Source organism: Pseudomonas sp. B8(2017) (assembly GCF_002113575.1).
GTDB lineage: Bacteria > Pseudomonadota > Gammaproteobacteria > Pseudomonadales > Pseudomonadaceae > Aquipseudomonas > Aquipseudomonas putida_Z.
Genome location: NZ_NEIO01000004.1, coordinates 1 through 23,779, shown reverse-complemented (window position 1 = coordinate 23,779; position 23,779 = coordinate 1). Strand labels below are relative to the sequence as shown.

Below are 23,779 nucleotides of genomic sequence, written 5' to 3'. Positions count from 1 at the left end.
GTCCATCTACCCGCCGGAGCCCGCCCCCCGATGTTCATCCTGAGCCGCCTCGACAGCGTGCCGCCTGAATCTTTCCAGAACCAGATCCGCGAACTGGTGATTCACCACGTCGGCGAACTGAGCAGTGTCGCCATCAGCGCCGACAACCCGCTGTACCCGCTGTACCAGTACGGCGTCGGCATGGAGGTGCACCAGTACCTGCAAGCACTGGACGGCACCCGCGGCCTGGCCGTGACGCTGACCCTGGCGCTGGATGCCGAGGCACCGGACCAATTGCTGGGGTTTGCCCTGTCGCTGCCGGCCGAGGACGATGAACAGGCGTGCGCCCTGGCATTCCTGGCCGTGCGCGCCAGCCATCGTCGCCAGGGCATCGCCCGCGCCCTGCTGGGCGACCTGCAGGCACGCCATGCCTGCGTCGAGCTGAATGCCTTTGCCAGCCAGGTACCGTGGTTCGAGGCGATGGGCATGCAGGTGGTGGCCGCCAACGGGCCGCAGGTACTGATGAGCAGTACCGGGCGGGCTAGCGGCGCGCTGATCGGGCGGCTGGATATTGCGCCGATCTACCAGACGGCGGAAGTGATGCAGATCCATACCTACCTGCTCAACCAGCAGGGTGAGGATGCGATGATCGAAGCGGAACAGATGCGGGACGAGCGGCTGGACGAACTGACCGCTCAGGCCCGGGAGTGTGTACGGCAGCGCAAGACCGTGCATTGATCCAACGGCCTGTTCGCGGGCTCGCCCGCTCCCACAGGGATTTCACAAGGCCAAAGGGCGGTGGGATTGTGGGAGCGGGCAAGCCCGCGAAGAAGCCACACTGGCCCCTCAGCCATGCACCCAACGCCGATGCAGCCCACGCGCCAGGGCATCCAGCACAAACCCCAGCACCCCGATCAGCAGCACCATCGCCATCAGCTCGGAATACGCCAGCCGGTCGCGGGTATCGAGAATGAAGTACCCCAGCCCCGCACTCACCCCGAGCATTTCGCACGGCACCAGCACGATCCACAGGATGCCGATGGCCAGGCGCACGCCGGTCAGCACATGGCCGATCACCCCGGGCACGATCACCTTGCACAAGGTCTCCCGGCGCGTGGCACTCAAACTGCGGCTCAACTGCAACCAGCGCGGGTCCAGCTGCCTTACCCCGGCCGCCGTGTTCAGCAAGATCGGCCACAACGCGGCAAACGCCAGCAGGAAGTAGATAGGCTGGTCACCCACGCCCATCAGCATCACCACCACCGGCATCCACGACAGCGGTGAGATCATGCGCAGGAACTGGAACGCCGGCGTGGTTGCGGCCTCCAGGTGCCGGTAGCTGCCCACCAGCAAGCCCAGCGGCACGCCGATCAGCAGCGCCAGCAGCAGCCCGACCAGGATACGCTTGAGGCTGACCCAGATATGCCCGTACACCTCGCCCTGCCCCAGCAACTCGACCAGGCTGGCCAGGGTCGCTGCCGGCGAAAAGCGCGCCGACAGGCCATCGGCCTGGCCGAACAGCGCGACACCGGCCCACCACAACAGCAACAAACCCAGCAACCCGGCCAGCCCCAGGCCGGCATGAACGACATGCGTGCGCATCAGACCGCAAACTCCTCGCTACGCTCGAAGTTATCGGCGATGCCGAACACCGACGGCCCGCCAACGCTGGCGATGGCGTTGCGCACGAAGCGGTCGTCGACCAGGTCGCGGGCGGTCTGTGCCGGGTCCAGGCCGGCCAGGAACGCGCTGTCGCCCTCGATCAGGGTGGTTTTCAGGCGCTTGACCAGCTCTTCGGTGTAGCTGGGGAACGGGTAAGGCTGGAAATCGATGCGCTTTTCGTCCCACTGCTGGTGGCGAATGGCGCCACTGGCAATGTAACCGGCACGGTCCTCGGTGGCCGGGGCCAGCACTTTGCCGAGCACCGCTGGTTCATGCGGGGTGTACTTGTTGGGGCCGGCCTTGGACAACAATGCGGCGGCCTCGGCGCGGTGGTCACGGGTCCAGTGCTGGGCCTTGACGATGGCGTTGACCACCTTCTGCGACCACTCCGGGCGGTTGTTCAGGTCGTGCTCGTGCATGAACACCACGCAGCAGGCGTGGTTGCGCCACACATCGCCGGTAAAGCGCTGCACGCGGCCAACCTTGAGGTTCTCGGCCAGGGCGTTGAATGGCTCGGCGACGATATAGCCAGCGATGCGTTTGCTGGCCAGCGCCGGCGGCATGTCGGACGGCGGCAATACCAGCAGGTTGACTTCGTTGCCGGCCAGCGGCGCATTGGCCGGCTTCGACACCGGGGTCAGACCGTTGTCGTTGAGCATCTGTTGCAGCACCACGTTGTGGATCGAGTACCAGAACGGGATGGCCACGGTCTTGCCGCCCAGCTGTTTCATGTCGCTGATGTCCGGGGCCACGGTCAGGCCTGAACCGCCCACGTGGTTCCAGGCCACCACCTTGGCCGGCACCTTGCTGCCGTAACGGGCCCATACGGTCATCGGCGACAGCAGGTGGATGACGTTGACCTGGCCGGAGATGAACGCCTCGATCACCTGCGCCCAGCTGCGCAGCAGCACCGGGCGCTCGGCCTTGATGCCTTCGGCCTCGAACAGGCCGTTGTTGTGCGCCACCAGCAGCGGCGTGGCGTCAGTGATCGGCAGGTAGCCGATACGCACTGGCGCGTCCGGTTCGGCGGCGGCGCGGGCCTGCAGGCTCGACAGCAACGGCAGTGCACCGGCGGCCGTGAGCATGGCGCCGAGCTTGAGGAAATCGCGACGCGAAGAAGAGGAACAGCAGTCATCCATGCACATGGACAGCCTCCGAGGGCAACGGGGTTGGGGTAGGTTCGACTGTGCGGCTTGCCCGCCGAAGGGTTTTGAGAATTTCGATGCGCAAGGCACCCAGTTCCTCGACCCGCTGCGTCCGTGGTTGCGGCAGGTCGATGCGCCACTGGCCGAGGGTATGCGCTGGGTGGTTGCCCAGTAGCAGGACCCGGTCGGACAGCAGCAGGGCTTCGTCGATATCGTGGGTGATCAGCACCGCCGCCGTGTTGTGGGTGGCGATCAGTTGCAGCAGCAGTTGCTGCATGTCGGCCCGGGTCACTTCATCCAACGCGCCGAAAGGCTCGTCGAGCAACAGCACTTCGGGCTGGCGGGCCAGGCAGCGGGCCAGCGCGGTGCGCTGGGCCATGCCGCCGGACAACTGCGCCGGGTACTGGCCGCGAGCATGGGCCAGGCCCACGGCGGCAATCGCATGGTCGATGCGTGCGCGCCGTTCGGCGGCGGCAAGTTTTGGTTGGCGGGCGAAGTCCAGGCCGAAGGCGACGTTCTTCTCCAGGCTCAGCCAGGGCAACAGGCTCGGGTCCTGGAAGGCCACCGCCAGGCGTGGGTGCGGGCCCTGCAGCGGCTGGCCGTGCAGGGTCACGCTGCCACCGCGGGGCTGCTGCAGGCCGGCCAGTACCCGCAGCAGGCTGGACTTGCCGACCCCGCTGGGGCCGAGGATGGTCACCACTTCGCCGGGTGCCAGCTGCAGGTCGAACTGCGCCAGCACCGCCTGCCAGCCACCCTCGCGCGGGTAGCCCAGACTGATGTCGCGGGCTTCGAGCAACACTTGGCTCATGCCGCGCCCGCCTGGCGTTGCAGTTCGGCGCGCAGTTGCACCAGGCTGGGCGTGACGATCGGCACGAAGGCCGACTCGCGCCAGCGGCGGGCAAAGCCTTCGCCATACTCGCTGAGGTAGGCCTTGCCACCACTGGCCTGCAACTCCAGTTGCACGGCGTCGGCAGCGCTTTCGGCCAGGGTGATGCGCAGCTTGAACAAGGCTGCCGGCTGCTGCTGGAAGCGGCCATCGAGCAGGCCTTGCTTGAGCTCGCTCACGGTGTTTTCCAGGCGCTCGCCGAGCACCTGGCGTGCTTCGTCGAGGAACGAGGCACGGCCATGCAGGTGTGCCTGCACTTCCGCCAGCGCCCGCCGCGCCAGGCCAATGGCCATGCCGCACTGCAGCGCCAGGAACGCCGGGCGTACCCGGGGTAGGAACTCACGGGCATTTTCGTGCAGCAACCAGCCACGCTGCAATTGCACCTGGTGGAAGGCCAGTGCCGCGGTGTTGCTCGATTGCAGGCCCATCAGTTGCAGGTCGTCGGAGCGCTCCAGGCCCTGCGCGTCGGACGGAATGGCCAGCACGAACGGTGCACCACCGGCTTCGTCTTCGATAGCCGCAGCCACCACGAAGCCGCTTTTGCGCAGGTTGGTCACCCAGTGCAGGCGCCCTTCTAACTGCCAGCCATCGGCTTGCGGGCGCCCGCGCACCTGCAGCGCTTCGATGCCGGACAGGAACTTCATGGCATTGGACAGCCCGGTGGCGCCGGCCAGTTCGCCAGTCAGCAGGCGCGGCAACAGGTGCTCGCGAAGGGGCTGGTTGGGGCTGTGCAACAGGTATTCGATGAAGGCGCGCTGGCCCCAGCAGACGAACGCCGCTGCCAGCGAGCGGCTGGCGATTGCGGCGATGGCCTCGACCGCGTCGGTCACCTGCCCGCCCGTGCCGCCCAGGGCCGGGTCGACACCGACCCGCAGCAGCTGCGATTCGGCGATTTGCGCCAGCACCAGCTGCGGCTCGCACTGGCCGCGGTCAATGGCCTCGGCATTGGCATCCAGCCAGTGTCGAAATGCACAATCTTGCATGGTCTTGCTCCTTTGAAAACGCCGGGGCCGCTTGGCGGCCCATTCGCGGCACAAGGCCGCTCCTGCAACGATCGCGGTACGACCGGTGTCACGCGCGGATCATGCAGAAGGTTGCCAGCGGTACTTGCCGAGCTCGTCATTGAGCGGCGTCTGGGCGAACACATTAGCAAAGTTGCACAGGGTTGCGAGGCTCACGCCCAGAATCACCTCCAGGGCGTTGCCTTCGCTGAAACCGGCTGCGCGGAAGGCCTGGTAAGTGGCCTCGCTGACATTGCCACGGGTGGCGATGACTTCGCGGGCGAACGCGGCCAGGGTTTCATAACGGGCATCGGGCAGCTCGCCACGGGCACGCAGGGCATCGACCACCTCCTGCGGCAGCTTGGCCTTGTTCAGGGCCACGGCCGTGTGGCCGGCCACGCAGAAGTCACAGCCATGCTGGGTGGCGGCAATCAGCTGCACCACTTCACGCTCGGCCAGGCTCAGTTCGGCTTTGCCGTTGAGTGCCGAAACGGTCACGTAGGTTTCCAGCGCCGCCGGGGCATTGGCCAGCACGCCCAGCAGGTTGGGGATGAAGCCGGAATTCTTCTGGGCGTTCTCGAGGAACGGACGGGCCGCTTCCGGGGCGCTCTGCAGCGTGTGTAAAGTAATGCGCGAGGACATGGAGTGGTCTCCTTTGATGGGTGTCACTACAGTCTGTTGGTTATAAGAACTACCCTCCATATTCATCAGTCGCCTTTCCTTGCTCTTGAGTCTTTGCATTAGATGATTTCATCCAGCCACCTTGTCGATTGGTTATTAGAAGGCCTGGAGCTCGATGCCAGCCTGTTCCATGTGGGCCGCTACTGCGGCGGCTGGCACGCCAGCACCGAAGGCATGGGCCGGGCCAGCTTCCACCTGGTGGTGCAAGGGCATTGCTGGCTGCACATCGACGGCCAGCCCGAGGCACTGCGCCTGGAGGCCGGCGATGCGGTGTTCCTGCTGCGCGACCTCGGCTATCGCCTGGCCAGCGACCAGGACCCGGCCAGTGCCTGCGCCCAGCCACGCCAGCACATGCAGGCCATGGACGCCGATGCGGTCGATGGCGTGGGGCTGGTATGTGGTTTCTTCCACTTCAGGCCGGGCTTGTCGGCGCTGATCGTCGACGGCCTGGCCGACTGGATATTGCTGCGCGCCGATGAACCGGCCGGGCACGCGGCGCGGGCGTTGTTCGAGCTGATCCTGGAGGAATGCCGGCGCGCCGCCGGGCCGTCACAGGCGTTGCTGGAGCGGCTGACGCACTTGTTGTTTCTGTATGTGCTGCGCCAGCAGGTGCATGCCGGGCAATCGCTGGGCGGGCTGGTCGCCCTCGCCCGGCAACCGGCGTTTGCCGGGTTGCTGGAGCAGCTGATCGAGCAACCGGGGCAAGCGTGGACGCTGGAAAGCATGGCCACCTGCACCGGGTTGTCGCGGTCGGCGTTTTTCAAGCGTTTCAATGAACTGGCGGGACAGTCGCCGGGGCAAGTACTGCTGGCGTTGCGCATGCGCCATGCCAGCCAGTTGCTGCGGGCGGGGCATACCGTGGAGCAGGTAGGGGCACAGGTGGGATATCAGTCGGTGGCGGCGTTTACCCGGGCGTTTGCCAAGGCGGTGGGGGTGCAGCCGGGGGCGTATCGGCGGCAGCATGAGGGGCGCTGAGCGGGTTATTTCTGTGCCGGCTTCTTCGCGGGCTCGCCCGCTCCCACAGGTACCCCACAGATTTCAGCAATTGTGCGATTGCTGTAGGAGCGGGCAAGCCCGCGAAGAGGCCGGCACTGGCAGCAGATTCAGACCTGACTGACCGGAATATCCCCTGCCCCTTTGCCCTCCCGCCGCTCACCCATCCAGGCATTGACCTTCTGCCCGAACTCGGCCGGCGCCTTGCGCCCGAACCGCCGCGCCAGATCAAGGATGGTCTGCTGCGCCAGGGCCTCTTCCATGCGCTTCTGCGCCCCCAGCATCACCGCATGGATCGCGCAGGTGCCCTCGGTCGCCCAACCCGGCGGCGAACCCTCGAACAGGCTGCAACGCTCGCGAACTTCGCGGCAGTCGAAGATCTTCTTTGGCCCGTCGATGGCATTGACGATATCCAGCACGGTGATTTCATCCGACGGCCGCGCCAGCCGGAAGCCGCCACGCACGCCCTCGGTGGCGGCCACCAGCCCGGCACGGGCCAGCTTGGTAAAGACCTTGGCCAGGTACTCCTGGGGTACACCCTGCAACTCCGCCAGGTCGCGCACGCTGGACTCGCGCGAGTCGCCCCGCTCGTCCACCAGGAACAGCAGGCAATGGATACCGTATTCGACGCCAGCACTGTAGAGCGACATATCAATCTCCGACCAATCTTGTCGCAAATAATACGCCTATAGCATCCGCGCCGCAAAGCGCAAAGCCGCCGTCGGTCGGCCTTGTTTATCCCTTAAGCCCAGTAAATACAGCTATTCGAGCCGTGAAATGGTTAGGCGGAGTGTCGGCATGCGGAAAAAAAGACTTGCACCAACAAACTACGATCAATACAGTCGTAGTTATTCGAGAGGCACACAGCCCGCCCTCGAAGTCCCTTTCGAACCTTGCGGAGCACCTTCATGAAATCGAACATCCTCATCATCGGTGCCGGCTTTGCCGGTGTATGGAGCGCCCTGAGCGCTGCGCGCCTGCTCGATCAGGCCCAGCGTGCCGACATCAACATCAGCGTCCTCGCTCCGCAGCCTGAACTGCGCATCCGCCCGCGCTTCTACGAGGCCGACGTGCACGGCATGAAGGCCCCGCTGGGCGAGCTGTTCGAAGCCGTGGGCATTCACTTCATTCCGGGCAACGCCGACAGCATCGATACCGAAGAGCGCAGCGTCAGCTACACCGACGCCCAGGGGCACCGGCAACAGATCGCCTACGACCGCCTGATCCTCGCCGCCGGCAGCCAGGTCGCACGCCCGGCAGTGCCTGGCCTGGCCGAACATGCATTCGATGTCGACCAGATGGAATCGGCCATGCGCCTGGAACAGCACCTGGTCGGCCTGGCCGCCCAGCCCGCTTCGCCTGCACGCAACACCGTGGTGGTCTGTGGCGGTGGCTTCACAGGTATTGAAACCGCCACGGAAATGCCTGCCCGCCTGCGTGCCATCCTCGGTGCCAGTGCAGCGGTGCGGGTGGTGGTGGTCGACCGCGGTGCGCAAGTTGGTGCGGCGCTGGGCGCCGGTATCACGCCGTCGATCATCGCCGCCTGCGAACAGGCCGGGGTCGAGTGGAAGGCCGGGGCTTCGGTGGTGGCTGTCGATGCCGGTGGCGTTACCCTGGACAATGGCGAGCATATCGCCAGCAACACTGTGATCTGGACCGTTGGCGTGAAGGCCAGCCCGTTGACCGCACAGGTTGCCGGCGAGCGCGACAACTTCGGCCGGCTGAAAGTGGACGGCCACCTGAAGGTGCTGGGCCAGGACCATGTGTACGCCACGGGCGACACCGCCTGGGCCGCTGTGGACGAGCTGGGCAACCACGCCCTGATGACCTGCCAGCACGCCATCCCCATGGGCCGCCACTCCGGCAACAACGCCGCGGCCGACCTGCTCGGCCTGCAGCCGGTGGTGTACCGCCAGCCCAAGTACGTCACCTGCCTGGACCTGGGCGAATGGGGCGCGACGTTCAGCGAGGGTTGGGAGCGCGAACTGAAGCTGCACGGCCAGGAAGGCAAAGACCTCAAGCGCCAGATCAACTCGGTATGGATCTACCCGCCAGCGGCTGATCGCGCCCTGGCACTGGCCGCTGCTGACCCGCTCATCGCGATCGTCTGACCGCAGCAATCTGATAAAACCGCCACCTGATGGCGGTTTTGTCTTTTGATGTCATGACATGAAATGACTGTTCGAAAATGATGGCCATATGGCATCATTCAAATCAAAAAGAATTCAAGAGGGTGAGGCACACAACTGAATCCGCAGCGCTTCCAGAGCCTGGCGCCACACCCGGTGACCCGGCCATCCGCCCAAGCTCCTGAGGGCCTGCACGCCACCGTCAAGGAGCATGTCATGCAATTAAGGAATTTGAAGATCGGCATTCGCGCTGCCTGCGTGTTCGCCCTGTTGGGTATCCTGGTCCTGTTCATGGGCCTTACCGCACTTTATGAAACCCGGCAGATGGACAAGGCCACGGACGAAATCCGGGTCAACTGGATGCCCGCCGTGGTGGCCCTGAGCGAAATCAGCAGCAACCTTGGCCGCGCCCGCGCCCTCACCCTGCGTACCGCACTGGACGACAACCCCAGCGAACGCAGCCGCAACCTGCAGTTGCTCGACGACACCAATGCCAAGATGAAGGATGGCCTGAAGGCATACGAAGGTACCATCACCGCCGCCGATGACCGCGCCCTGTTCGACACCTTCAATAGCGCGCACCAGCAATACCTGGAGCTGCAAGCACGCGTACTGCAGGACATTGTTGCTGGCCGCATGGAAGACGCCAGGCAGCAGATCAACGGCCCCCTGACCCAGCGCGCCGACAGCATGATGCAGGCCATGGCGGCGCTGATCGCCTACAACGGCAAAGGTGCCGAACAGGCCTCGCAGCGCAGCAGCGACGTGGCTGACGAAGCGTTCACCGCGATCATTGTCTCGCTGCTGGTGATCATGCTGGCCCTGGTCGCCATTGCCACCGTGCTCACTCGCAGTATCGTCGTGCCGCTGGCCGATGCGGTGAGCGTGGCCGAGCGCGTGGCGACCGGCGACCTGACCCAGGACATCCGTGTAATCGGCCGCGACGAGCCAGCCTTGCTGCTGCGCGCCCTGGGCCGCATGCAGGGCAGCCTGCGCGACACCATCCGCAAGATCGCCGCTTCGTCCGACCAGTTGGCCTCGGCTTCGGAGGAACTGCACACCGTCACCGAAGACACCAGCCGCGGCCTGCACCAGCAAAGCGCGGAGATCGACCAGGCGGCCACCGCCGTCAACCAGATGACTGCGGCGGTCGAGGAAGTGGCGAACAATGCCGTCAGCACCGCCGACGCCTCGAAGGGTGCCGACCAGACCACCCGTGATGGCCGCGACCGGGTCAACCAGGCGCTGGCTTCCATCCAGCATCTGGTGGCTGATGTGACCGGCACCTCGACCGAGATCGAACAGCTGGCCAACAATGCCAACGAGATCAGCCGCGTGCTGGACGTGATTGGCGCGATTGCCGGGCAGACCAACCTGCTGGCGCTGAATGCCGCCATCGAAGCGGCCCGCGCCGGCGAGGCGGGCCGTGGCTTTGCCGTGGTGGCCGATGAGGTACGCGCCCTCGCCCACCGTACCCAGCAGTCGACCGCCGAGATCGAGCAGATGATTGCCGGGATCCAGAATGGTACCGAGCGGGCTGTGACGGCGATGCACAGCAGCCAGGGCCGCGCCAGCGGCACGCTGGAGGTGGCGCAAGGCGCCGGTCAGGCGCTGGAGGTGATTGCCGAGGCGATTGCCTCGATCAACCAGCGCAACCTGGTCATTGCCAGCGCTTCGGAGGAACAGGCGCAGGTGGCGCGGGAGGTGGACCGCAACCTGGTGAACATTCGCGACTTGGCCATGCAGACATCGGCGGGGGCCAACCAGACCAGTGCGGCGGCGCAGGATCTGTCGCGGTTGGCGGTGGACCTGAATGGCCTGGTGGCGCAGTTCAAGGTTTGAGCTGAAATAGCCGGGGCCGCGTTGCGGCCCATCGCCGGCAAGCCAGCTCCCACAGGGATAGTGCAGCCTGCAAGGGCAACATGAAACCTGTGGGAGCTGGCTTGCCGGCGATGGGCTGCAAAGCAGCCCCTGTTACAGCAACGCCAATCTGTCAGTCATTGACACTCACAACCCGCCCCGCCTTCTCGGCAGCCTTGCCCCGGGTCGCCAGGCAGTAATACAGCGGCACCGTCACCAGCAGGCCGAACAGCCACGACAGGTCAGCCCCTTCGACGATATTGGAATACGGCCCCACATACAGCGACGTATTGGCAAACGGCAGCTGCACCAGGATGCCGCAGGCATAGGCAATGATCGCGTGGTGGTTGAAGCGGCCATAGATGCCGCCGTCGGCACTGAAGATCGAGGCGATGTCGTACTGGCCCTTCTTGATCAGGTAGAAGTCGATCAGGTTGATCGACGCCCACGGCACCAGTACCAGCAGCAATGCCAGGATCAGGCCGATGAACTGGCCGATGAAGTCCGCCGAGGCATTCAGCGCGACCATGCCGCAGCCCACCAGAATCACCGCAGCCAGCACCACCCGCACCTTGATGCTCGGCGTCCACTCGGCGATGAAGGTCTGGATCGCGGTCACGATCGACAGCACCGCGCCATACAGGTTGAGGGCGTTGTGGCTGATGATGTTGAGCAGGAACAGCACCATCAGGATCGGGCCCAGCCAGCCGGTGGCCTGCTTGACCGCGTCCATCGCATCGGTGCCTTCCGGCACGCACAGCACCGCCACCGCACCAAAGCTGAAGCACAGGATGGTGCCCAGGGTAGCGCCGAAGTAGGTGGCCCAGAACGGCTTGGCAATGCCCACTTCACGCGGCAGGTAGCGCGAGTAGTCGGAGGTATACGGCGAGAAGCTGATCTGCCAGATGGTGCCCAGCGACACGGTGGCGATGAAGCCCGACAGGTTGAACGCACCACGGCTGAAGAAGTCGGCCGGCAGTTCCTGGGCGAACATCATGATGAAACCGGCCAGCAACGCCGAACCCATCACCCAGGTACCGATGCGGTTGAGGATATGGATGAAGCGGTAGCCGATCACGCCAATGGCGGTGGCACTCAGCGCACCGATCACGATCGCGCCCGGCATCGGCACGCTCGGGGTGATGCCGTGGATGGTCTTGCCCGCCAGGACGATGTTGGAAATGAAGAAACCGACATAGATCAGCGCGGTGAAGAACACGATCAGCAAGGCGCCGTAGCGGCCGAACTGGCCACGGCTCTGCACCATTTGCGGAATGCCCAGCTGCGGTCCCTGCGCAGAAGCAAGGGCAATGACCACGCCCCCGACCAGATGGCCCAGCACGATGGCGACCAGGCCCCATAACAGGTTCAGGTGGAACACCTGGACCACCATGGCGCCGGTGACGATGGGCAGTGGCGCGATGTTGGTACTGAACCAGAGGGTGAACAGGTCGCGCGCCTTCCCGTGGCGCTCGGCAGGTGGAACGTAATCGACCGTGTGATTCTCGACAAACTGGTGTTGCGACGACGGTTGGGACATAGGATTCAGCTCGAAAGGTCGTTTTTATCTTTGTAAGGAAACCGCATCTAGGCGGCCTCTCAGCTGCGGACCATATTATGGTATTCCAAACTTTTGACAACACTGATCCGTAGGAAAAAACGCCCACTGATCCGCTCGCGCAACCCCTGCGGCAAACCGCCTCACCGCTCGAACCCACGGTATACGCGGGCTTGAGCCGTTCATCGCGCAATACCCTCGCTTGAAAATTCCGCTTGCAAAATAGGTATTACGGTATACCATCAGACACATCAACGATAAAAACCGCGGACCACCGCAGCCCTATAGAGGTACACCAGATGATCGACGCAACCGTCTACAAGCATGTCCTGGGCTCCTTCCCGTCCGGCGTTACCGTCATCACCACCCTGGACGACGATGGCTCGGTCGTCGGCCTGACCGCCAGCGCCTTCTCCTCCCTGTCGATGGACCCGCCGCTGGTGCTGTTCTGCCCCAACTACACCTCCGACTCCTACCCCGTGCTGATCCGGCAGAAGCGCTTCGCCATTCATCTGTTGTCCGGTGAACAGCAGGCCGAGGCCTATGCGTTCGCCAAGAAGGGCAAGGACAAGGCCAGCGGCATCGAGTGGTCCCTGAGCGAACTGGGCAACCCGATCCTGGCCGGTGCCACCGCGGTCATCGAATGCGAACTGTGGCGCGAATACGAAGGTGGCGACCACGCCATCATGGTCGGCAAGGTGCACAACCTGATCGTCCCTGAAGAGGCGCCACGGCCGATGGTGTACTGCCGCGGCAAGATGGCCAGCCTGCCGGCCTTTGCCTGAAGCCTATTCTGAATCGAGACCGCTGGTGCCAACCCTGCCTGGCGCCAGCCCCTTTCAAGCGTTGAGGAAAGCCCCATGAAATTTTCGTTGTTCGTGCACATGGAACGTTGGGATGAACAGGTCAGCCACCGCCAGCTGTTCGAAGACCTGACCGAACTGACCCTGATGGCCGAGAACGGCGGTTTCAGCACCGTGTGGATCGGCGAACACCACGCCATGGAATACACCATTTCGCCAAGCCCGATGCCGCTGCTGGCCTACCTGGCTGCGCGCACCGACAAGATCCGCCTGGGCGCCGGCACCATCATCGCGCCGTTCTGGAACCCGATCCGCGTGGCGGGCGAATGCGCCCTGCTCGACGTGATCAGCAATGGCCGCATGGAAGTGGGCCTGGCGCGTGGCGCCTACCAGTTCGAATTCGACCGCATGGCAGGCGGTATGCCGGCCACCGACGGCGGCAAGGCCCTGCGCGAAATGGTGCCGGTGGTGCGCAAGCTGTGGGAAGGCGACTACGCCCATGACGGCGAAGTCTACAAATTCCCCACATCCACCAGCGTGCCGAAGCCGTTCAACGCCACCCCACCGATGTGGATCGCCGCCCGCGACCCGGACTCGCACAACTTCGCCGTGGCCAATGGCTGCAACGTCATGGTCACCCCGCTGATGAAGGGTGACGAGGAAGTGCTGGACCTGAAGAACAAGTTCCAGGCTGCCCTGGACAACAACCCGGGCGTGCCGCGCCCGCAACTGATGGTGCTGCGCCACACCCACGTGCACAGCCCGGCCGAGCCGGAAGGCTGGAAAGTCGGCGCCCAGGCCATCTCGCGCTTCTACCGCACCTTCGATGCCTGGTTCGGCAACAAGACCACCCCGGTCAACGGTTTCCTTGAGCCGAGCCCGGAGTCGAAGTTTGCCGAAGTGCCGGCGTTCGAGCTGGAGAACATCCGCAAGAACACCATGATCGGCACGCCGGAAGAGATCATCGCGCGTATCAAGTACTACCAGGAACTTGGCGTCGACGAGTTCAGCTTCTGGTGCGACAACAGCCTGCCCCACGCCGAGAAGAAGAAATCGCTGGAGCTGTTCATCAAGGAAGTGGTGCCGGCGTTCGCCTGATTTCCCATTACCTGAAACATTGCGGGACGCGCCCGCTCCCGTGGGCCCTGTGGCCCGCGTGAGCGGGCTTTTTTTTGAAGCCTGCACCGGCCTCTTCGCGGGCTTGCCCGCTCCCACAGGGACAGCACAGGCCATGAATGCCGTGCGATCCCTGTGGGAGCGGGCGAGCCCGCGAAAAGGCCAGCACAGAAACCACAGGAATCAAGGCATCAGGCCACCTTTCGTCCCCTCGCAAGAGAAATTTCCAGCCACCTCTTGCACAACAAATATTATGGTATACCATCAGACAACAAGAGCTGATAACCCTCACCAGGAGCCACCCATGAGTTTCGAAATCCGCAAGATCGTCACCTACTCCGAAGAGACCCGCATCGAAGGCGGCAAGGCCACCGACAAGCCGGTGACCATGGTCGGCCTGGCCGTCGTGATCAAGAACCCATGGGCCGGTCGCGGTTTCGTTGAAGATCTGAAGCCGGAAATCCGTGCCAACTGCTCGGACCTGGGTGCCCTGATGGTCGAGCGCCTGACTGCAGCCATCGGCGGCGCCGACAAGATCGAAGCCTACGGCAAGGCCGCAGTCGTCGGCGCCGACGGCGAAATCGAACACGCCTCGGCGGTGATCCACACCCTGCGCTTCGGCAACCACTACCGCGAAGCGGTACAGGCCAAGAGCTACCTGAGCTTCACCAACAAGCGCGGCGGCCCGGGCACCTCGATCCAGATCCCGATGATGCAGAAGGACGACGAAGGCCTGCGCTCGCACTACATCACCCTGGAAATGCAGATCGAAGATGCCCCGCGCGCCGATGAAATCGTCGTGGTCCTGGGCGCCTCCGACGGCGGCCGCCTGCACCCGCGCATCGGCAACCGCTACATCGACCTGGAAGAACTGGCTGCCGAAAAAGCCAACGCTCAATAACAACAACCAAGACGGGCCGGGGCGTGGCGTGCTTACCCGCCGCGCCCGACCTTCAAGGAGCGCCCTCCATGATTCAGCCTGTCGCTGAACGCACACCCGCCGGCACCAGCTACCTGTCCGTCGGCCAGGGCCAACCCGTGGTACTGATCCACGGCGTGGGCCTGAACAAGGAAATGTGGGGCGGTCAGTTCGTTGGCCTGGCCAACGACTACCGCGTCATCGCCTACGACATGCTCGGCCACGGCCAGAGCGCACTGCCGGCCGCGGACATCGGCCTGGAAGGCTATGCCGCCCAGCTCGCCGAACTGCTCGACCACCTGCAGATCGCGCAAGCCACCGTGATCGGCTTCTCCATGGGCGGCCTGGTCGCCCGGGCGTTCGCCCTCGGCTACCCGCAGCGCCTGGCCGCACTGGTAGTGCTCAACAGCGTGTTCAACCGCACCCCCGAGCAGAGTGCCGGCGTTATCGCCCGCGCCGCCCAGGCTGCGCAGCTGGGCCCCGACGCCAACGTCGACGCCGCGCTCGACCGCTGGTTCAGCCGTGAATACAAGGCTGCCAACCCGGCGCAGGTCGCCGCCATTCGCCAGGTGCTGGCGAGCAACGACCCGCAGGGCTACCACACCACTTATTCGCTGTTCGCCACCCAGGACATGTACCGCGCCGCCGACCTGGCCAGTATCCAGGTGCCGACGCTGATCGCCACCGGCGAACTCGACTCGGGCTCCACCCCGGCCATGACCCGCCAGCTTGCCGCCAGCATTCCTGGCGCGCACAGCGTGGTCCTCGCCGAGCAACGGCATATGATGCCGGTGGAAGCACCGCGTGAAGTCAACAAGATGCTGCTGGACTTCCTCGCGCAAGCCCGCACCCTCACCGAATCCGCCAAGGGGATTGTTGCATGACCCTCGTTCGTTTCCAGATGTGCATCGACGGCCAATGGCGCGATGCCCAGAGCGGCAAGACCTTCGACAGCCTCAACCCGGCCACCGCCCAGGCCTGGGCGCAACTGCCCGACGCCGACGAGGCCGATGTCGAGCTGGCCGTGCAGGCCGCCCAGCGTGCCTTCGACAGCAAGGAGTGGCGCAGCATCACCGCCACCGCGCGCGGCAAGCTGCTGCGTCGCCTGGGTGACCTGATTGCCGAAAACAAGGAACACCTGGCCCAGCTGGAAAGCCGTGACAACGGCAAGCTGATCCGCGAAACCCGCGGCCAGGTCGGCTACCTGCCAGAGTTCTTCCACTACACCGCAGGCCTTGCCGACAAACTTGAAGGCGGCACCCTGCCGCTGGACAAGCCCGACCTGTTCGCCTACACCGTGCACGAGCCGATCGGCGTGGTCGCCGGGATCATCCCGTGGAACAGCCCGCTGTACCTCACCGCCATCAAGCTGGCCCCGGCCCTGGCCGCCGGCAACACCATCGTGCTCAAGCCGTCCGAGCACGCCTCGGCGACCATCCTCGAGCTGGCCCGCCTGGCCCTCGAGGCCGGCTTCCCGGCCGGTGTGGTCAACGTGGTCACCGGCTACGGCCCCAGCACCGGCGCGGCGCTGACCCGCCACCCGCTGGTGCGCAAGATCGCCTTCACCGGCGGCGCCGCCACCGCCCGCCACGTGGTGCGCAGCAGCGCCGAGAACTTCGCCAAGCTGTCGCTGGAGCTGGGCGGCAAGTCGCCGAACATCATCTTCGCCGACGCCGACCTGGACAGCGCCATCAACGGCGCCGTGGCGGGCATCTATGCCGCCTCCGGGCAAAGCTGCGTGGCCGGCTCGCGCCTGCTGGTGCAGGACGAGATCTTCGACGAGTTCGTCGAACGCCTGATCGCTCGCGCCAAGCGCATCCGCATCGGCAACCCGCAGGACGATGCCAGCGAAATGGGCCCCATGGCCACCGCGCAACAGCTGGCCGTGGTCGAAGGCCTGGTGGCCGCGGCCAAGGCCGAAGGCGCCAAGCTGCACATGGGCGGCAAGCGTGCCGAAGTCGAGGGTGACGGCTGGTTCTACGAGCCGACCCTGTTCGAGTGCGACAGCAACTCGATGACCATCATGCAGGAAGAGGTGTTCGGCCCGGTTGCCGCGGTAATCCGCTTCCAGACCGAGGAAGAGGCCCTGGCCATCGCCAACGACTCGCAGTTCGGCCTGGCCGCCGGCATCTGGACCCGCGACCTGGGCCGTGCCCACCGCCTGGCCCGCGACGTGCGTTCGGGGATCATCTGGGTCAACACCTACCGTGCCGTGTCGGCCATGGCGCCGATCGGCGGGTTCAAGAACAGCGGCTACGGCCGTGAGAGCGGCATCGATTCGGTGCTGGCCTATACCGAGCTGAAGACCGTGTGGATCAACCTGTCCACCGCGCCGATGCCCGACCCGTTTGTGATGCGCTAAGAGGTAGCACAAGATGATCGAACCAGGCATCTACAAAGACGTGATGGGCTCCTTCCCGTCCGGCGTCACGGTGGTCACCACCCTCGACGCCGACGGTGGCATCGTCGGCATAACCGCCAGCGCGTTCAGCGCGCTGTCGATCGACCCGGCGCTGGTGCTGTTCTGCCCCAACTACGCCTCCGACACCTACCCCATCCTGCGTGACAGCAAGCAGTTCGCGATTCACCTGCTGTCCGCCGACCAGACCGCCGAGGCCTATGCCTTCGCCGGCAAGGGCAAGGACAAGGCCAAAGGCATCGACTGGCACCTGAGCGAGCTGGGCAACCCGCTGCTGGCCAAGGCCACGGCGATCATCGAGTGCGAACTGTGGCGCGAGTACGACGGCGGTGACCACGCGATCATCGTCGGCGCGGTGAAGAACCTGGTGCTGCCGGCCGAGCCGGTGACCCCGATGGTCTACCACAAGGGCAAGCTGGGCGCCCTGCCGCCCTTGGGTTGATAGACCGCATTGGCTTCTTCGCGGGCTTGCCCGCTCCCACAGGTACTGCGCAGGTTTCAGCACCTGTGCAATCCCTGTGGGAGCGGGCAAGCCCGCGAAGAAGCCAACACCGATGACCCTGTTTTGATCCGGAGTACTGCACATGAGCAATGAAAAGTACGAAAAAGGCCTGCAGATCCGCACCCAGGTGCTGGGCGAGGACTACGTCAACCGCTCTATCCAGAACGCCGACGACTTCACCAAGCCGTTGCAGGAGCTGGTCACCGAATACTGCTGGGGCCACGTCTGGGGCCGCGAAGGCTTGTCGCTCAAAGAGCGCAGCATGATAAACTTGGCCATGATTTCCGCGCTCAACCGGCCCCACGAGCTCAAGCTGCACATTCGCGGCGCCTTGCGTAATGGCCTGAGCCGTGAACAGATTCGCGAGATCCTGCTCCAGGTCGGCATTTATTGCGGCGTGCCCGCGGCGGTGGACAGTTTCCGCCTGGCCCGCGAAGCGTTCGCTGAAGCCGATGCGGAGTCAACCCGTTAACACCGGGCTGTTCGAACCCACGCAAGGAGCACCCAAGGTTCGTGGTGCTGTTGCGGTTGCGGCCGGGCAGCCTCTTTAAGAGCGCACTTGATGAAACGCCAGCCACTCGACGACAGCTTCAAGGTCAACCGCAACCCCGTTACCCTGCGCGAAATCGTGCTCGACAAGCTGCGCGCCGCGATCATGAACTTCCACCTGCTGCCAGGCGACCGCCTGGTCGAGCGCGACCTCTGCGACCGCCTCGGCGTCAGCCGCACCTCGGTGCGTGAAGCCCTGCGCCACCTGGAGTCCGAAGGCCTGGTGGAATTCGCCGACGCCAAGGGCCCGCGCGTGGCCATCATCACCCTGGAAGACGCCCGCGACATCTACGAGCTGCGCTGCGTGCTCGAAGGCCTGATCGTGCAGCTGTTCACCCTCAACGCCAAGGCCAAGGACATCCGCGCCCTGGAACGCGCGCTGGAGGTCAACCGCGAAGCCCTCGAGGAAGGCGAACTGCAACAGGTGCTGGACTCTGTACAAGGCTTCTACGATGTGCTGCTGGAAGGCTCCGGCAACCAGGTGGCGGCCCAGCAGCTGCGCCAGTTGCAGGCGCGCATCAGCTACCTGCGCGCCACCTCGGTGTCGCAGGAGAACCGCCGCGGCGCCAGCAACCGCGAAATGGAAAAGATCGTCGAGGCGATCAAGAGCGGCGACCCGCTGGTTGCCCACCAGGCCTCGGTCGACCACGTCCGCGCCGCCGCCAAGGTGGCCCTGGACTACCTGCGCCAGAAGCAGGATGACAACGTCAAGGTGCGCGAGATGGTCGAGCCCCTGGCCTTGAAGGACCCACGCATATAAGCCACCCACAGGCCACCGATCATGCCCAACGCCCCGCGCTACTGCCCGCACTGCACCACGGAACTGGCCCGGGGCGTTCCCACAGGCGACACCCACGAACGCCTGCACTGCACCGGCTGCGGCTACATCCACTACATCAACCCGAAGATCATCGCCGGCTGCATCATCGAGCGTGATGGCAAGTACCTGCTGTGCCAGCGCGCCATCCCGCCGCGCCCCGGCACCTGGACCTTGCCGGCCGGGTTCATGGAGGCCGGCGAAACCACCGAGCAGGCGGCCCTGCGCGAGGTGTGGGAAGAAAGCGGCGTACGCGCCGAAATCGTCTCGCCGTACTCGATCTTCAGCGTCCCGAAGATCAGCGAGGTCTACATCATCTTCCGCGCCATCGCCACCGAGGAAACCGGGCAGTACGGGACGGAAACGCTGGCGTACAGGTTCTTCGAGCCGGACGAGATCCCGTGGGACGAAATCTACTACCCGGCAATCCGGCAGATTCTCGAGCGCTATATCCTCGAGCGGCAGGCCGGGGTTTATGGCATCTACATGGGCAATGACGACACTGGCAAGGTGCACTTCATTCGCTAGCCTGGGCCGGCCTCTTCGCGGGTAAACCCGCTCCCACAGGTACGGTGCACACCTTGAGCAATGTGCTATCCCTGTGGGAGCGGGTTTACCCGCGAAGAGGCCGGTACAGCCACCAAAAATTCTCGCCAAACGTCTATTCTGGATGCACCCTTAAGGCCTTATGCAAAAGGACCGGCAGAGCACATGGCAAAATGGCTAGACGGCGGCGGGCTGATGGCCGAGCGCATCCGCAACCACGATTGGGCCGCTACCACACTGGGCCCGCTGCAGCACTGGCCCGACCCGCTGAAAACCAGCCTGGCCCTGTGCCTGGCCTCGCGCTTCCCGCAAGCCGTGCTCTGGGGCCCTGACCTGCTCACCCTGCACAACGATGCCTTCTCGCAAATTCTCGGGCAAAAGCCCTCGGCCCTGGGCATCCCCTTCCGCGCCGTTTGGCAGGAAGCCTGGGCCGACATCGGCCACATGGCCAACCGCGCCCTGGCCGGCGAGGCGGTGTACATCGAAGACTTCCCGCTCGTCATCGACCGCAACGGCGGCCCCGAACGGGCCTATTTCACCTTCTGCTACAGCCCCATCCGCGACCACGACGGCAAGGTGCTGGGCATGCTCGATACAGTCACCGAAACCACCACCAGCGTGCTCGCCACCCAGCGCCTGAAATTCCTCGACGACCTGGGCCGTGCCGTGGCCGACGCCACCGACCCGGACCAGATCCTTGCCACTACCACGCGCATGCTGGTCGAGCACCTGCAACTGTCGAGTTGCGCCTATGCGGTGATGGAGCCCGACGAAGACGGTTTCACCATCTGCGGTGACGCCGTGGCGCCCGGCTCGCCGCATCTGTTGGGCCGCTATCGCTTGCAGGATTTCGGCAAGCTGGCGCTCGGCCGCCTGCGCAGTGGCCTGCCGTTGGTCATCCAGGACAACCTGAGCGAGCTGTCCCCCGAGGAAGCTGCCACCTTCCAGGCCATCGGCATTACCGCGACCATTTGCATGCCCCTGATCAAAGGCGGCCGGCTGACCGCGCTGATGGCCATCCACGACAAGGCGCCACGGGAATGGACCCACTATGAACAGGCGCTGATCAGCGAAGTCACCGAGCGCTCCTGGGCGCATGTCCAGCGGGTGCAGGCCCACACCGAAGTGCGCGAGGCCATGGCGGCACTGGAGGCGCTGAATGCCACCCTCGAACAGCGCGTCGACGAACGCACCACCCAGCTGCTGCATACCGAAGCCGTGCTGCGCCAGACCCAGAAGCTCGAAGCCATTGGCCAGCTGACCGGCGGCGTGGCCCATGACTTCAACAACCTGCTGACCATCATTCGCTCGTCACTGCATTTTCTGCAGCGCCCCAACCTCGAAGCACAGCGCCGCGAGCGCTACCTCAAGACCATGTCCGACACCGTCGACCGCGGTACCAGGCTGACCGGCCAGTTGCTGGCCTTCGCCCGCCGCCAGGCCCTGAGCCCGCAAGTGTTCGAGGCCGGGCCACGGCTGGAGGCCATGGCCGACATGCTCGACACGGCCACCGGTGCGCGGATCCAGGTCGAGCTGCAGTTACCGCAGGCGCCTTGCCATATCCGCGCCGACCTCAACCAGCTGGAAACCGCGGTAATCAACCTGATGCTCAACGGCCGCGATGCCATGGCCGGCGAAGGCACCTTGCAGCTGCGCCTGCAGGCCGACCAGCGCCTGCCCGCCCTGCGCGGCCAGGCGCCACAGCCGGGCCAGTTCGCGGCGATTTCGGTGAGCGACAGCGGTGTCGGCATTGCCGCCGAACTGCTGGAGCGCATCTTCGACCCGTTCTTCACCACCAAGGCACCGGGTGAAGGCACCGGGCTCGGGCTGTCGCAGGTGTTCGGTTTTGCCAAGCAGTCCGGGGGCGATGTGCAAGTGAACAGTGTCCCGGGCCAGGGCACCACCTTTACCTTGTACCTGCCCCAGGAGCCGCCGCCTGAGGCCTAGCGGTCAACGCCGCCCTTCGGCCAGCATGCGCACGGCCAGGCCCGCCAGCACCGTCCCCATCAGCCAGCGCTGAACCTGCTGCCACAGCGGGCGACCGGCGAGGAATACAGCGATCGACCCGGCCATGATCGCGATCAGTGCATTGACCGAAACGCTGATGGCGATCTGCGTCGACCCCAGCACCAGCGACTGCAGCAGCACGCTGCCATGCCCCGGCTCGATGAACTGCGGCATCAACGACAGGTACATGACGGCGATCTTGGGGTTGAGCAGGCTGGTGGCAAAGCCCATGGTGAACAGCCGCCGCGGGCTGTCGGCAGGCAGGTCGCGAACCTGGAACGGCGAACGGCCACCAGGGCGCAGCGCCTGCCAGGCCAGGTACAACAGGTACAGCGCGCCACCGATGCGCAGCGCGTCGTAGGCAAAAGGCACGGCCATCACCAGGGCGGTGATGCCCAGCGCGGCGCAGAACATGTAGATGACGAAGCCCAGGGCCACACCACCCAACGAAATCAGCCCGGCCTTGCGGCCCTGGCAGATCGAGCGGGAGATCAGGTAGATCATGTTCGGCCCTGGGGTCAGGACCATGCCGAGGCAGATCAGGGCGAAGGTGAGCAGTTGCGTGGTTTCGGGCATGGGGCACATCCTGGTTGTGCGTTGAAGTGCTGCGAGTTTATCCGAGGCCATGCATGTCGTCTTTACCCTTGGCACTCGCCTGCCAGGTTAACGCGGCAACCTGTAGGAGCGGCCTTGTGTCGCGATAGGGCTGCAAAGCAGCCCCAGGATTTCAGCGCAGGTGCACAAATCGTCGGGGCTGCTTTGCAGCCCTATCGCGACACAAGGCCGCTCCTACAAGGGCCAGCGCAGGCCAGTGAGTCAGCTGATCTGGCCGGCTATCAAGCCCAGGGCCACCGTGATCATCGCCACCCCCGACACCCGGCCGACCAGCTTCGCCGCCCCCGGCCGGGTGCTCAGCACGGCTTTGGCGCCATAACCGACCAGCGAGTAGATCACCAGCGAGCTGCACAGGTGCACCAGGCCCAGCAGCAAGATCTGCAACGGCACCGGCCAGCTCGACTGCGGGTCGGTGAACTGCGGCAACAGCGCCAGGAACAGCAGGAACACTTTCGGGTTCAGGCCACTGACGCAAAACCCTTTCAATGCCCAGCGGGACCCCGACTCCCCCGCACCATCCTGCCCGGCCGCCGGCAATGCCGGGCTCAGCAGCAGATTGCCACCCAGCCACAGCAGGTAGCTGCACCCCGCCAGGGTCAGCAAGGTCAGCGCCAGCGGGTGCCCGGCCAGCAGGCTGCCGACCCCGGCCGCCACCACCAGGGTCGCAAGGAAATGCCCCGACAACATCCCCGCAACCGCGGGCATTACCCAGCGCCCGCGCATGCCGGCCGAAATGGCGTAGGCCCAGTCCGCGCCCGGGGTAATCACGAACAGCATCGACACGGCCCAGAACGCCGTCAGAACACTGAGAGCCACTTGAATCTTCCTTTTTCCACTGCTTTGGGATGACGAAAGATTACGGATTCCGTCGAGGGATTTTCTTTCGTATATTTCCCAACACCCCTCAATTACTGGAAGATCCTTCTCGATGGACAGGACTGATCGAAAAATCCTTGCCGAACTGCAAAAAGACGGTCGGCTATCGGTGACCGAGTTGGCAGACCGTGTGGGGCTCAGCCTGTCGCCCTGCCATCGGCGCTTGAAGGCGCTGGAGGAATCAGGGGCAATTCTTGGTTATCACGCCCGCTTGGCGCCGAGCGCTCTGGGGTTGAACTTTGCCGCGCTGGTGTTCGTGACCCTGCGCGAAGTCACTCGCCAGCCGGTAGCGGACTTTGAAGCGGCGCTGGCCGAAATCCCGCAGATCGTCGAGGCGCAGCGGCTGTTTGGCGACCCGGATTACCTGCTGCATGTGGTGGCCAAGGATTTGCCGGCGTTCCAGAAGCTGTATGACGAGCAGCTGACCAGCATTCCCAATGTGAAGCGGTTGAGTTCGACCCTGGTGATGAAAGAGGTGATACAGGATCGGTTGTTGCCGATGTAGCGTTGTTGCCTGTGCCGGCCCTTTCGCGGGTAAACCCGCTCCCACCTCGACCGCATTGATTTCAAGCCATGCGCAGTACCTGTGGGAGCGGGTTCACCCGCGAAAGGGCCGGCACAGGCAACCTTTTATCTGCCCTGCAAACGCGCACGGCGCCCCACCAAAGCACACCGCTTCTAGCCTCCACAAGGCCCAAACCCCTCTAGCCCAAGCC

The 23,779-nt window shown here is 64.7% G+C and carries 24 protein-coding genes; 15 read left to right on the top strand and 9 right to left on the bottom strand.

Going from position 1 to position 23,779, the window contains the following annotated elements; genetic code table 11:
• Nucleotides 1-30 precede the first annotated feature (30 nt).
• Complete coding sequence (locus CAG22_RS08175) at nt 31-717, top strand: GNAT family N-acetyltransferase (protein WP_085705190.1); 687 nt, start codon at nt 31-33, stop codon at nt 715-717.
• 108 nt (nt 718-825) lie between these two features.
• Here the strand turns inward: CAG22_RS08175 and CAG22_RS08170 are convergent, their stop codons facing one another.
• The 5 genes from CAG22_RS08170 to CAG22_RS08150 all read right to left on the bottom strand — a co-directional run bounded on the left by CAG22_RS08170 (nt 826) and on the right by CAG22_RS08150 (nt 5,315).
• Complete coding sequence (locus CAG22_RS08170) at nt 826-1,581, bottom strand: ABC transporter permease (RefSeq protein WP_015270722.1); 756 nt, start codon at nt 1,579-1,581, stop codon at nt 826-828.
• Nucleotides 1,581-2,786 carry an ABC transporter substrate-binding protein gene (locus tag CAG22_RS08165; protein WP_085705188.1) on the bottom strand — a complete coding sequence of 402 codons (1,206 nt, stop codon included), beginning with the start codon at nt 2,784-2,786 and terminating at the stop codon, nt 1,581-1,583. Before CAG22_RS08165 ends, CAG22_RS08170 begins: the two co-directional genes overlap by 1 nt.
• A complete protein-coding gene (locus CAG22_RS08160; protein WP_025338798.1) occupies nt 2,773-3,594 on the bottom strand; it encodes an ABC transporter ATP-binding protein in 822 nt (273 codons plus the stop codon). The genes CAG22_RS08165 and CAG22_RS08160 overlap by 14 nt, the downstream gene beginning before the upstream one ends.
• Nucleotides 3,591-4,655, bottom strand: coding sequence for an acyl-CoA dehydrogenase family protein (locus CAG22_RS08155; RefSeq protein ID WP_085692789.1), 1,065 nt, complete (start codon nt 4,653-4,655; stop codon nt 3,591-3,593). Before CAG22_RS08155 ends, CAG22_RS08160 begins: the two co-directional genes overlap by 4 nt.
• 99 nt (nt 4,656-4,754) lie before the next feature.
• On the bottom strand, nt 4,755-5,315 hold the full coding sequence (locus tag CAG22_RS08150; protein ID WP_003259243.1) for a carboxymuconolactone decarboxylase family protein: 561 nt from the start codon (nt 5,313-5,315) through the stop codon (nt 4,755-4,757).
• Nucleotides 5,316-5,417: 102 nt separating this feature from the next.
• On the opposite strand from CAG22_RS08150, the gene CAG22_RS08145 reads away from it, so the two are divergent.
• Entirely contained in the window at nt 5,418-6,329 is a 912-nt protein-coding gene (locus CAG22_RS08145; protein WP_085705186.1) for an AraC family transcriptional regulator, read from the top strand.
• Nucleotides 6,330-6,457: 128 nt separating this feature from the next.
• Here the strand turns inward: CAG22_RS08145 and CAG22_RS08140 are convergent, their stop codons facing one another.
• Nucleotides 6,458-6,997 carry an Rrf2 family transcriptional regulator gene (locus tag CAG22_RS08140; RefSeq protein ID WP_003259245.1) on the bottom strand — a complete coding sequence of 180 codons (540 nt, stop codon included), beginning with the start codon at nt 6,995-6,997 and terminating at the stop codon, nt 6,458-6,460.
• Between the two features lie 258 nt (nt 6,998-7,255).
• Between CAG22_RS08140 and CAG22_RS08135 the strand changes: the two genes are divergently transcribed.
• Both CAG22_RS08135 and CAG22_RS08130 read left to right on the top strand, forming a co-directional pair.
• A complete protein-coding gene (locus tag CAG22_RS08135; protein ID WP_085705184.1) occupies nt 7,256-8,458 on the top strand; it encodes an NAD(P)/FAD-dependent oxidoreductase in 1,203 nt (400 codons plus the stop codon).
• Between the two features lie 234 nt (nt 8,459-8,692).
• Complete coding sequence (locus tag CAG22_RS08130; RefSeq protein ID WP_085705182.1) at nt 8,693-10,318, top strand: methyl-accepting chemotaxis protein; 1,626 nt, start codon at nt 8,693-8,695, stop codon at nt 10,316-10,318.
• Between the two features lie 151 nt (nt 10,319-10,469).
• Here CAG22_RS08130 and CAG22_RS08125 read toward each other — a convergent pair whose 3' ends face one another.
• Nucleotides 10,470-11,876 carry a cytosine permease gene (locus tag CAG22_RS08125; RefSeq protein ID WP_025338792.1) on the bottom strand — a complete coding sequence of 469 codons (1,407 nt, stop codon included), beginning with the start codon at nt 11,874-11,876 and terminating at the stop codon, nt 10,470-10,472.
• Nucleotides 11,877-12,193: 317 nt separating this feature from the next.
• Here CAG22_RS08125 and CAG22_RS08120 point away from each other — a divergent pair, with 317 nt between their 5' ends.
• The 10 genes from CAG22_RS08120 (at nt 12,194) to CAG22_RS08070 (ending at nt 21,512) form a co-directional block, all read left to right on the top strand.
• Nucleotides 12,194-12,679 carry a flavin reductase family protein gene (locus CAG22_RS08120; RefSeq protein WP_003259250.1) on the top strand — a complete coding sequence of 162 codons (486 nt, stop codon included), beginning with the start codon at nt 12,194-12,196 and terminating at the stop codon, nt 12,677-12,679.
• 75 nt (nt 12,680-12,754) lie between these two features.
• Nucleotides 12,755-13,795 (top strand): LLM class flavin-dependent oxidoreductase, encoded by a 1,041-nt coding sequence (locus tag CAG22_RS08115; protein WP_025338791.1) that lies wholly within the window; start codon nt 12,755-12,757, stop codon nt 13,793-13,795.
• A gap of 322 nt (nt 13,796-14,117) precedes the next feature.
• Complete coding sequence (locus tag CAG22_RS08105; RefSeq protein ID WP_003258678.1) at nt 14,118-14,714, top strand: amino acid synthesis family protein; 597 nt, start codon at nt 14,118-14,120, stop codon at nt 14,712-14,714.
• 68 nt (nt 14,715-14,782) lie between these two features.
• On the top strand, nt 14,783-15,616 hold the full coding sequence (locus CAG22_RS08100) for an alpha/beta fold hydrolase (RefSeq protein ID WP_025338790.1): 834 nt from the start codon (nt 14,783-14,785) through the stop codon (nt 15,614-15,616).
• Nucleotides 15,613-17,094, top strand: a complete 1,482-nt coding sequence (locus CAG22_RS08095) for an aldehyde dehydrogenase (RefSeq protein ID WP_085705180.1) — start codon at nt 15,613-15,615, stop codon at nt 17,092-17,094. The genes CAG22_RS08100 and CAG22_RS08095 overlap by 4 nt, the downstream gene beginning before the upstream one ends.
• A gap of 13 nt (nt 17,095-17,107) precedes the next feature.
• Complete coding sequence (locus CAG22_RS08090; protein ID WP_003258675.1) at nt 17,108-17,593, top strand: flavin reductase family protein; 486 nt, start codon at nt 17,108-17,110, stop codon at nt 17,591-17,593.
• Nucleotides 17,594-17,735: 142 nt separating this feature from the next.
• A complete protein-coding gene (locus tag CAG22_RS08085; RefSeq protein WP_008100863.1) occupies nt 17,736-18,125 on the top strand; it encodes a carboxymuconolactone decarboxylase family protein in 390 nt (129 codons plus the stop codon).
• A gap of 90 nt (nt 18,126-18,215) precedes the next feature.
• A complete protein-coding gene (locus CAG22_RS08080) occupies nt 18,216-18,962 on the top strand; it encodes a GntR family transcriptional regulator (protein WP_013973031.1) in 747 nt (248 codons plus the stop codon).
• A 21-nt stretch (nt 18,963-18,983) separates the two neighbouring features.
• Nucleotides 18,984-19,547 (top strand): NUDIX hydrolase, encoded by a 564-nt coding sequence (locus CAG22_RS08075; RefSeq protein ID WP_024087306.1) that lies wholly within the window; start codon nt 18,984-18,986, stop codon nt 19,545-19,547.
• Between the two features lie 183 nt (nt 19,548-19,730).
• Nucleotides 19,731-21,512, top strand: a complete 1,782-nt coding sequence (locus tag CAG22_RS08070; protein ID WP_085705178.1) for an ATP-binding protein — start codon at nt 19,731-19,733, stop codon at nt 21,510-21,512.
• Between the two features lie 3 nt (nt 21,513-21,515).
• Here CAG22_RS08070 and CAG22_RS08065 read toward each other — a convergent pair whose 3' ends face one another.
• Both CAG22_RS08065 and CAG22_RS08060 read right to left on the bottom strand, forming a co-directional pair.
• Nucleotides 21,516-22,148 (bottom strand): LysE family translocator, encoded by a 633-nt coding sequence (locus CAG22_RS08065; RefSeq protein WP_023660833.1) that lies wholly within the window; start codon nt 22,146-22,148, stop codon nt 21,516-21,518.
• Between the two features lie 240 nt (nt 22,149-22,388).
• A complete protein-coding gene (locus CAG22_RS08060) occupies nt 22,389-23,003 on the bottom strand; it encodes a LysE family translocator (RefSeq protein WP_015270734.1) in 615 nt (204 codons plus the stop codon).
• A 112-nt stretch (nt 23,004-23,115) separates the two neighbouring features.
• Between CAG22_RS08060 and CAG22_RS08055 the strand changes: the two genes are divergently transcribed.
• Entirely contained in the window at nt 23,116-23,568 is a 453-nt protein-coding gene (locus CAG22_RS08055; protein WP_015270735.1) for an Lrp/AsnC family transcriptional regulator, read from the top strand.
• The last annotated feature ends 211 nt before the right edge of the window (nt 23,569-23,779 follow it).

Coding starts and splice junctions, on each gene's coding strand:
- CAG22_RS08175 (WP_085705190.1), top strand. CDS start 31: ATGTTCATCCTGAGCCGCCTCGACAGCGTGCCGCCTGAATCTTTCCAG.
- CAG22_RS08170 (WP_015270722.1), bottom strand. CDS start 1,581: ATGCGCACGCATGTCGTTCATGCCGGCCTGGGGCTGGCCGGGTTGCTG.
- CAG22_RS08165 (WP_085705188.1), bottom strand. CDS start 2,786: ATGTGCATGGATGACTGCTGTTCCTCTTCTTCGCGTCGCGATTTCCTC.
- CAG22_RS08160 (WP_025338798.1), bottom strand. CDS start 3,594: ATGAGCCAAGTGTTGCTCGAAGCCCGCGACATCAGTCTGGGCTACCCG.
- CAG22_RS08155 (WP_085692789.1), bottom strand. CDS start 4,655: ATGCAAGATTGTGCATTTCGACACTGGCTGGATGCCAATGCCGAGGCC.
- CAG22_RS08150 (WP_003259243.1), bottom strand. CDS start 5,315: ATGTCCTCGCGCATTACTTTACACACGCTGCAGAGCGCCCCGGAAGCG.
- CAG22_RS08145 (WP_085705186.1), top strand. CDS start 5,418: ATGATTTCATCCAGCCACCTTGTCGATTGGTTATTAGAAGGCCTGGAG.
- CAG22_RS08140 (WP_003259245.1), bottom strand. CDS start 6,997: ATGTCGCTCTACAGTGCTGGCGTCGAATACGGTATCCATTGCCTGCTG.
- CAG22_RS08135 (WP_085705184.1), top strand. CDS start 7,256: ATGAAATCGAACATCCTCATCATCGGTGCCGGCTTTGCCGGTGTATGG.
- CAG22_RS08130 (WP_085705182.1), top strand. CDS start 8,693: ATGCAATTAAGGAATTTGAAGATCGGCATTCGCGCTGCCTGCGTGTTC.
- CAG22_RS08125 (WP_025338792.1), bottom strand. CDS start 11,876: ATGTCCCAACCGTCGTCGCAACACCAGTTTGTCGAGAATCACACGGTC.
- CAG22_RS08120 (WP_003259250.1), top strand. CDS start 12,194: ATGATCGACGCAACCGTCTACAAGCATGTCCTGGGCTCCTTCCCGTCC.
- CAG22_RS08115 (WP_025338791.1), top strand. CDS start 12,755: ATGAAATTTTCGTTGTTCGTGCACATGGAACGTTGGGATGAACAGGTC.
- CAG22_RS08105 (WP_003258678.1), top strand. CDS start 14,118: ATGAGTTTCGAAATCCGCAAGATCGTCACCTACTCCGAAGAGACCCGC.
- CAG22_RS08100 (WP_025338790.1), top strand. CDS start 14,783: ATGATTCAGCCTGTCGCTGAACGCACACCCGCCGGCACCAGCTACCTG.
- CAG22_RS08095 (WP_085705180.1), top strand. CDS start 15,613: ATGACCCTCGTTCGTTTCCAGATGTGCATCGACGGCCAATGGCGCGAT.
- CAG22_RS08090 (WP_003258675.1), top strand. CDS start 17,108: ATGATCGAACCAGGCATCTACAAAGACGTGATGGGCTCCTTCCCGTCC.
- CAG22_RS08085 (WP_008100863.1), top strand. CDS start 17,736: ATGAGCAATGAAAAGTACGAAAAAGGCCTGCAGATCCGCACCCAGGTG.
- CAG22_RS08080 (WP_013973031.1), top strand. CDS start 18,216: ATGAAACGCCAGCCACTCGACGACAGCTTCAAGGTCAACCGCAACCCC.
- CAG22_RS08075 (WP_024087306.1), top strand. CDS start 18,984: ATGCCCAACGCCCCGCGCTACTGCCCGCACTGCACCACGGAACTGGCC.
- CAG22_RS08070 (WP_085705178.1), top strand. CDS start 19,731: ATGGCAAAATGGCTAGACGGCGGCGGGCTGATGGCCGAGCGCATCCGC.
- CAG22_RS08065 (WP_023660833.1), bottom strand. CDS start 22,148: ATGCCCGAAACCACGCAACTGCTCACCTTCGCCCTGATCTGCCTCGGC.
- CAG22_RS08055 (WP_015270735.1), top strand. CDS start 23,116: ATGGACAGGACTGATCGAAAAATCCTTGCCGAACTGCAAAAAGACGGT.